The sequence below is a fragment of the Acinetobacter sp. Colony158 genome (assembly GCF_019264745.1).
In the GTDB taxonomy this organism is placed as follows: Bacteria; Pseudomonadota; Gammaproteobacteria; order Pseudomonadales; family Moraxellaceae; genus Acinetobacter; species Acinetobacter ursingii.
The window spans coordinates 927,976-928,292 of the sequence record NZ_CP078523.1 but is presented as its reverse complement, the minus strand read 5'-3'; the positions used below and the strand labels follow the sequence as shown (position 1 = coordinate 928,292).

The 317-nt window shown below is 40.7% G+C and carries 1 protein-coding gene; it reads left to right on the top strand.

The features are described 5' to 3' along the window. Nucleotides 1-317, top strand: a 317-nt coding sequence (locus tag JR005_RS14430; RefSeq protein ID WP_228731742.1) for a Wzy polymerase domain-containing protein, incomplete at both ends; no start/stop codon positions are given.

Below are 317 nucleotides of genomic sequence, written 5' to 3'. Positions count from 1 at the left end.
GGGTATGGATGGGGAAAAACCAGTCTGGCGCAGCTCACGGTGTTTAATTTACATCCATCTCATGAATGGGTGACCAGTGGACATAATGTTTTACTGGATATTATCGTCTGGAATGGTTTGCCACTCGGTTTATTGATCATTGCTTATATGGCATGCTGGATTTTATGGTTAAATCAAAAAGCCAAGACTTTAGAGTCGATTATTGCTTTACTCATGGTTGGAGCAATCTTAATTCATGCCCTACTCGAGTTTCCATTGCGCTATGCCTATTTCTTATTTCCCTTTGGTTTTTTACTTGGTTTCGTGCAATCGGAGTC